This window comes from Bradyrhizobium sp. Ai1a-2 (assembly GCF_000426245.1).
Lineage (GTDB): Bacteria > Pseudomonadota > Alphaproteobacteria > Rhizobiales > Xanthobacteraceae > Bradyrhizobium.
Genome location: NZ_AUEZ01000155.1, coordinates 1 through 6,807, shown reverse-complemented (window position 1 = coordinate 6,807; position 6,807 = coordinate 1). Strand labels below are relative to the sequence as shown.

Sequence of the window (6,807 nt, the reverse complement as noted above, 5' to 3'; positions counted from 1 at the left end):
ATCCGATCGAGCAGCGCATGGCCGCGGAGTAACGGCGATGCAGCTGCAGAGCGACTCCAAGCCGTATGACGACATCAACATCACGCCGATGCTGGACCTCGCCTACGTGCTGTTGGTGATCTTCATCATCATGACGACGGCGACGGTGCAGGGCCAGAAGGTCAACCTGCCGAAGGCCTCGGCGGCGCCGTCGCTGGCGACGCAGACCACCAAGGCGATCACGGTCGCCAACGACGGCAAGATCTTCCTCGACACCATCCCGGTGACGCTGCCCGAGCTCGAGCAGCGTCTGGTGCAGCAGAAGGCGCTGACGCCGGAGTTCCCCGTGGTGCTGCGCGGCGACGCCCAGGCCCAGTACCAAAGCGTGATGGACGTGCTCGACCTGCTCGGCCGCATCGGTCTCAACCAGGTCGGACTCGCCACCAAGCCGCTCGTGAAGTGAGTCCGCCCGAAGGCACCGCCAATGATCACGGAGTTGTCGCTTCTTTCCACCCAGCCGCGTCGGACGTTCTGGTCGTGGCTGCGCGGCGTGACGAGATATTTCGATCACGGCGACGATGCTCTCGACGTCAACCGGGTCGAGAGGCTGCAGCCGTTGTCGATGCGGCATCGCGGCCTCGAGGAGCCTTTGCTGTCTCCTTACGCAGGCAAGGCGGAGCCGGCGCGCGGTGACGTGCTGTTGTTTCCGATTCACGGTGAAGCCTTGCTGGTGCGGCTTGCGGATGTGTTGCGGCGCCGGCTCGCGCAACAGGGGCCGGATCACGATCCGCTGTTGCTGACCATCTCGCGGTCTCCTGGATCGCGGCTCCTGATCGACGGTGCGGCCTATGTGGATTACCTCAGCGATCTCTCGACCTATCGCGCGGCGGTCGAAGCAGTGCCCGACACCAGGGTGATCGTGGAAACGAGCGACTTCGACACGCTCGTCCGCTTCATCGTGCAGTATCTCGCCGACAGGCTCTCCGAGCCGGCGGCAACGGAGGTCACGTCGTGAGCATGCCGGCCAATCAAAAGAGAGAACTGACGATACGCCAGGCTGATGCGGCCGCGGAAAGCCCGGAAGCGGGTGCGGTCCGCGAAGCTTCGGTGCCGCGGCCGTCGTCCACCGATGATCGTCCTACGGCGCAGACCGAGCGTTCCTCGTTGCCGCGCTTCGGCGTCGCGTTGGTGCTGGCCGCGTTCGTCTTCGGCGGCATCGCCTATGTCTTTGTCGGCCACGACGATATGCCGCCGCCGCGGCAGGTGCGCGAGCTCACCATTGTCAACATCGTGCCGCCGCCACCTCCGCCGCCCCCGCCGCCTCCACAGATGCCCGAGCAGAAGATGATCGAGCAGCCGAAGATGGCCGAGCCCGAATTCAAGGAAGAGAAACCGATCGAGAAGCCGCAGGACGAGCCGGTCAAGGACGCCAGGAACGACGAGCCGCCTGGCCCGCTGTCGCTTGACGCCAAGGCGACCGGACCCGGCGATCTCTTCAATCTCGGCGGCAAGGAGGGCGGCAGTCCTTACGGTGGGCGCGGCGGTGGCAGCCGCTGGGGCTGGTACTCGACCATCGTCACGACGCAGATCGAGGCGGCGATCCGGTCCAATCCGAAGACGCGCAACATGGCCACGCAGATCCAGGTGAAGCTCTGGGCTGACAATTCGGGCCGCGTGAGCCGGGTCGTCCTGACGCCGTCGACCGGTGATCCCGAGGTCGATGCGGCACTTCGCAACGAGGTGATCGGCGGCCTGACACTGCGCGAGCCTCCACCGAAAGACATGCCGATGCCGGTCGTCACCCGGGTCACCGCGCGACGGCCGACCTGATCCTGAATTTTTCAAACCTAATGTCACGAGTGAGAATTGAGGGGCTGATGTTGAGTGTGAGGGCAAATGCGGAATGGCGCACGATTCCGCTTGCCGTATCGCCGTGCGCGCTTGCCTGCGCAACGCTGGCTATGGAGCAGACCCCGGCGGAACGTTGCCCGCGAGCGGGCTGACGTCAAACGACCGGCACGCAACGACGTGCTGGGGCGTCTGACGCTGCGGGAGCCGCCGCCGAAGGACATGCCGATGCCGATGGTGACGCGCCTGACCGCGCGTCGGCCGAGCTAATGCGACTGTCAAACACAACGGACTAACGAGGACTGGGGACACAATGTTTGAGATCAATCCAGGTGCAGGCCGGCGCAGGCTGCTGCTCGCTGTTTCGCTGGCTGCGCTGTGCGGCGCGGCGCCGGCATTCGGCCAGACCGCGGACCAGGCCGGCGCGCCGGAGAAGAAGGCGGAGTCGAAGCGGCCGAAAGTGTCGGATGCCAAGCCGACCTCGCCGAATGCCACGGTCAATTTGCTCAACCTGATGGTGAAGCGCAAGCTGCTCAGCGAGGACGACGCGCAGGCGCTGATCAAGCAGGCCGAGGACGAGGCCTATGTGTCGCGCCAGGCCTCCAGGGACGCCTCCAGCAAGGCCGATGAGGCCGCCAAGGCGGCGACCGCGGCGGCGGCCGCGGCCAATCCGCCCGGCACCAAGCACGTGACCTACGTGCCGGAGATCGTGAAGCGGCAATTGCGCGAGGACCTCAAGAAGGAGGTGATGGCGAAGGCCGAGAAGGAGAACTGGGCCTCGCCGGGCCTGTATCCGGAATGGGCCCAGCGCATCCATTTCTACGGCGACGTCCGCGCCCGCTATCACGGCAGCTTCTTCCCGACCGGCAACGATCCGTCGCTGACCAACTTCAACGCCATCAACACCGGCTCGCCCTACGACGTCTCCAACGCCAACCTGACCAATCCGCCGACCTACAACACCTATCAGAACCGCAACCAGGTGCGGCTGCGCGCCCGGCTCGGCCTCGATGCCGACCTCACCAACGGCTTTGCCGCCGGGCTTCGGATCGCCACCGGCGAAAGCAACTCGCCGGTCTCGACCAACCAGACCCTGGGCGGCGGCGGCTCGAACTTCTCCAAATATGCGATCTGGCTCGACCGCGCCTTCCTGAAGTACCAGCTGCCGAACCAGGATCTGATGGCCTCGGTCGGGCGGTTCGACAATCCGTTCTGGTCGCCGACCGACCTGGTCTGGTACCGCGAACTGGGCTTCGACGGCTTCGCGCTGCAGGCCAAGCAGGAGGTGCTGCCGGACATCACGGCGTTCGGCGTGGTCGGCGCGTTCCCGATCTTCAACACCGACTTCAATGCCGGCATCACCAACGCCTCGACCGAGACCGCGAAATTCCCCAGCCACGACAAGTGGCTGTTCGGCGCCCAGGGCGGCTTCGCGATGCGGTTCGATCCGGTCTCGGAATTCCGCTTCGGCGTCGCCTATTACGATTTCGAGAACGTGCAGGGCCAGGCCTCCGAGCCGTGCATCATCGTCGCCAGCTCGGATGGCTGCAGCTCGGACCTGTCGCGGCCGCTGTTTGCCCAGAAGGGCAACACCTACTGGGCGCTGCGCAACATCGCATCCGGCACCTGGAATAATTTCGGCCAGACGGCGCAGTACCAGTATTTCGGCCTGGTGCAGAAGTACCGGCCGCTGGTCGCCAGCGCCTCGCTCGACCTCGGCGACTTCCATCCGTTCCACATCGTGCTCGACAGCGAGTTCGTCTGGAACTCGGCCTTCAATCGCGCGCTGACCGGTCCCGGCACCGGACTGAAGGATCTGCCCACCATTCCCGGCATCGCCCTCAACAACCGCGCCGGCACCGCGGATGGCTCGTTCGGCCCGTTCAACGGCGGCGACATGGGCTGGATGGCGCGCGTCACCGTCGGCAACAAGGAGATCAAGCATTTCGCCGACTGGAACGTGCATGTCGGCTACAAATATCTGGAATCGGACGCCACGCTCGATGCCTTCGCCGATTCCGATTTCGGGCTCGGCGGCACCAACCTCAAGGGCTACTTCCTCGGCGGCAATGTCGGGCTCAGCGACAATGTGTGGGCCTCGCTGCGCTGGCTGAGCGCCAACAACATCGCCGGCTCGCCATACGCCGTCGACGTCCTGCTGGTCGATCTCAACGCGAAGTTCTGATCATGAAGATACGCATCCTGACATTCATCACGGCCGCCGTTGCGGTGTGTTCGCCGCTGGCGCCGGCCCGCGCCGATGCCGAGACCGACCGGCTGCGCGAAGCGCTGCGCAGCGCCACCCTGCAGACCCGGCAGCTGGAGGACCAGCGCACGGCGCTGCAGGCCAAACTGGCCGATGCCGAGCGCGACAAGGCCGCGGCCAAGGCCCAGATCGACACCGCCAAGGCGCAGGTCCGCGAGGTCGAGAAGCAGCATCGCGAGGCGGTCGACGAGTTCAACAAGCGCCTCGTCGAGCGCGACGAGACGCTGGAGAAGTGGAAGTCGGCCTATGAGGAGGCGGCCACGGTCGCGCGCGACAAGGACGCCGCGCGGGCCAGGTTCGAGGGCGAGGCCAACGCCTACAAGGCCTCGACCAAGGGCTGCGTCGCCAGGAACGGCCAGATGCTGAAGGCCGGCCGCGAGCTCTTGAAGGAATACAGGAGCGTCACGATCGGGGACACGATCGTCGCGCATGAGCCGATGCTGGGGCTGCGCCGGGTGGAAATCCAGAACAGGATCCAGGACGCCGGCGACAGGATCCTCGACCAGAAGGCAGACCAATGACCCTTGCTCCTCTCCGCGGCGCACGCCAGCTGCGCTCCCTGCGCGTGTCGCTCCTGGCAACGGCGCTCGCCGGCCTGCCGCTCGGCGCCGTGGCCCAGACCGCGGCGCCGCCGCCGCCGCGCCCGGTGCCGGCCGTCGCCAAGCCGAAGCCGGCCGTCCCCGCCGCAGTGGCCCCGCAGCAGGCGGCGGCCACGGCGACGCAGGGCGCGGCCACCGCCAGGTCGGCGGCCGGCGACGACGTGATCGCCCGGGTCGGCACCACCAACATCTCGGCCGACCAGATCCGGGCCTATGTCGCCGCGCTCGGGCCGCGCGAACGGGCGGCCTACGGGCAGGATCCGGGCCTGCTCAGCCAGGCGGTGCGGCTGATGCTCGCCAACCGCCTGGTGCTGCAGGAGGTCGCGGCCAAGAAGTGGGACCAGCAGCCGGCGATCGCCGAACAGCTCGAGCGGGTGCGCGAGAGCGCGGTTGCCGAACTCTATCTGCAGCAGCTCTCGACCCCGCCGGCCAGCTTCCCGAGCGAGGACGAATTGCAGAAGGTCTATGATGCCAACCGCGCCTCGTTCCTGATGCCGCGGCAATTCGAACTGGCGCAGATTTTCGTCGCGGTGGCCAAGGACGCCGACAAGGCGGCCGAGGACAAGGCCAAGAAGACCGTCGAGGAGCTGCAGCGCAAGCTGAAGGTCCCCGGCGCCGACTTCGCCGCGCTCGCCAACGACACCAGCGAGACCAGGAATGGCGGCGAGCTCGGCTGGCTCGCGGAAAGCCAGATCCGGCCGGAGATCCGCACCCAGGTGATGGCGCTCGCCAAGAATGCGATCGCCGAGCCGATCAAGCTCGACGACGGCTGGCACATCATCAAGCTGATCGACACCAAGGCCGCCTACACCCGGACCTTGCCCGAGGTGCGCGAGCCGCTGCTCCAGCAGATGCGCAGCGAGCGGGCGAGCCTGCTGCGGCGCGCCTACATCGCCGAGCTCCTGAAGCAGAATCCGCCTGTGATCAACGAGCTCGCGCTGTCGGGCCTGCTCGGCGCCCAGACGCCGGCGGCGAGGTAGCGTTCGCGATGCCCGCCGTGCCGCCCAGCGCCGAACCGGCCCCGGAGGTGATGCTGACCGCAGCCCGGCTGCGGACGCTGCTGGCGATGGGCGGCTATCGCGGCGCCGTGATTGCGACCTGGCGGCGCCATGTCCTGCCGGTCGGCTGCCGGGTCTGCCTGCAGTTCGGCGATCAGCTCGCGCACGACGGCGACGGCCTGACCGATGTGGTGATCCGATGCAGCCTTCAGCTCAACGGCCAGGACGAGCGCGTCGGCGAGGTCAGCTATTGGCAGATCCGCAAGCTGCTGCCGGCCACGGTCGAGGGCCAGCGCGTCCATTTCGCACTCGAGACCGACCTGTTGCTCGGCAGCACGATCCGGCTCGACGACGTGCTGGCGCAGGGCGCGGCGGTCGTCCGCCATCTGCGGCTGTTGCTCAAGGATGCGCAGCTGACGCTGGCGCAGCTGCCCGTCAACGACCGGCTCGGCGCGGCGGCCCGTCCGCCGGTGCTGCGGATCGAGGCCGGCTTCGCCGCCGACCTCGCCGCCGGACGCTCCGGCCTGGTGGCGCCCGATCCGCACGACGCCGCCGCGCCGGTCCGCACCACCACGCGCCATGTCGCGCTCGGCAGCGCCGCCTGCGCCTGCCTGGCCGACCAGGTGCTGCCCGACCTGGCGCAGGCCGCGCGCGCCATGATCGCGCAGGACCGCGCGGCCCGCTCGCCCGGGACGGCGCCCTGGGCCTCCCCGGTGCTGCCCGCAAGCGCCGCCTTGTGATGCCGATGACGCGGGGAGTGTCGTCGGCGCATTGCAACCTCTGCCCCCCACGCCGGCAGCCGTCCGCTGCCATGGGCCGATCCGCTCACCCACCACAGCCGTTACGGAGTTTGCCATGTCCGATGCCACGATCACCCACCTGACCCTCGACAGCCTGCGCGAATTGTTTCAGCTCGCCGGCTATCGGGTCGAGACCCTGACCGATCCGGTCGCGGGCCTCGCCTACCTGCGCTCCGCCACCAACGGGCTCGCCTTCGACGTCCGTCCCGGCAACCCGACCGCCGGCGAGCCGCAGGGCTTCCTCGACGTCGCCCTCATCGCCGTGCTGCAGGTCCAGGGCGAACTGCCGCTCGAATTGGTCAACCGCTGGAACGCCA

The 6,807-nt window shown here is 67.7% G+C and carries 7 protein-coding genes and 2 pseudogenes; all 9 read left to right on the top strand.

Annotation, left to right across the window (positions count from 1 at the left end; genetic code table 11):
* Positions 1 to 37 precede the first annotated feature (37 nt).
* Positions 38 to 442: a biopolymer transporter ExbD gene (locus K288_RS0141795; protein ID WP_027584694.1), complete on the top strand. Its 405-nt coding sequence runs from the start codon at positions 38 to 40 to the stop codon at positions 440 to 442.
* A gap of 21 nt (positions 443 to 463) precedes the next feature.
* On the top strand, positions 464 to 994 hold the full coding sequence (locus K288_RS48685; RefSeq protein WP_244443467.1) for a hypothetical protein: 531 nt from the start codon (positions 464 to 466) through the stop codon (positions 992 to 994).
* Positions 991 to 1,809, top strand: coding sequence for an energy transducer TonB (locus K288_RS0141785; RefSeq protein WP_244443466.1), 819 nt, complete (start codon positions 991 to 993; stop codon positions 1,807 to 1,809). The genes K288_RS48685 and K288_RS0141785 overlap by 4 nt, the downstream gene beginning before the upstream one ends.
* 189 nt (positions 1,810 to 1,998) lie before the next feature.
* A pseudogene (locus tag K288_RS55295) lies at positions 1,999 to 2,097 on the top strand (energy transducer TonB); the annotation flags it as partial.
* A 43-nt stretch (positions 2,098 to 2,140) separates the two neighbouring features.
* Positions 2,141 to 4,012 (top strand): putative porin, encoded by a 1,872-nt coding sequence (locus K288_RS0141775; protein ID WP_027584691.1) that lies wholly within the window; start codon positions 2,141 to 2,143, stop codon positions 4,010 to 4,012.
* Positions 4,013 to 4,014: 2 nt separating this feature from the next.
* On the top strand, positions 4,015 to 4,614 hold the full coding sequence (locus tag K288_RS0141770; RefSeq protein WP_027584690.1) for a hypothetical protein: 600 nt from the start codon (positions 4,015 to 4,017) through the stop codon (positions 4,612 to 4,614).
* On the top strand, positions 4,611 to 5,672 hold the full coding sequence (locus K288_RS0141765; protein WP_027584689.1) for a peptidyl-prolyl cis-trans isomerase: 1,062 nt from the start codon (positions 4,611 to 4,613) through the stop codon (positions 5,670 to 5,672). Before K288_RS0141770 ends, K288_RS0141765 begins: the two co-directional genes overlap by 4 nt.
* Positions 5,673 to 5,680: 8 nt before the next feature.
* The gene (locus tag K288_RS0141760) at positions 5,681 to 6,430 is read left to right on the top strand and encodes a hypothetical protein (RefSeq protein ID WP_027584688.1); all 750 of its coding nucleotides are present in this window, start codon (positions 5,681 to 5,683) and stop codon (positions 6,428 to 6,430) included.
* A gap of 115 nt (positions 6,431 to 6,545) precedes the next feature.
* Positions 6,546 to 6,807, top strand: a pseudogene (locus tag K288_RS0141755) (YbjN domain-containing protein); the annotation flags it as partial.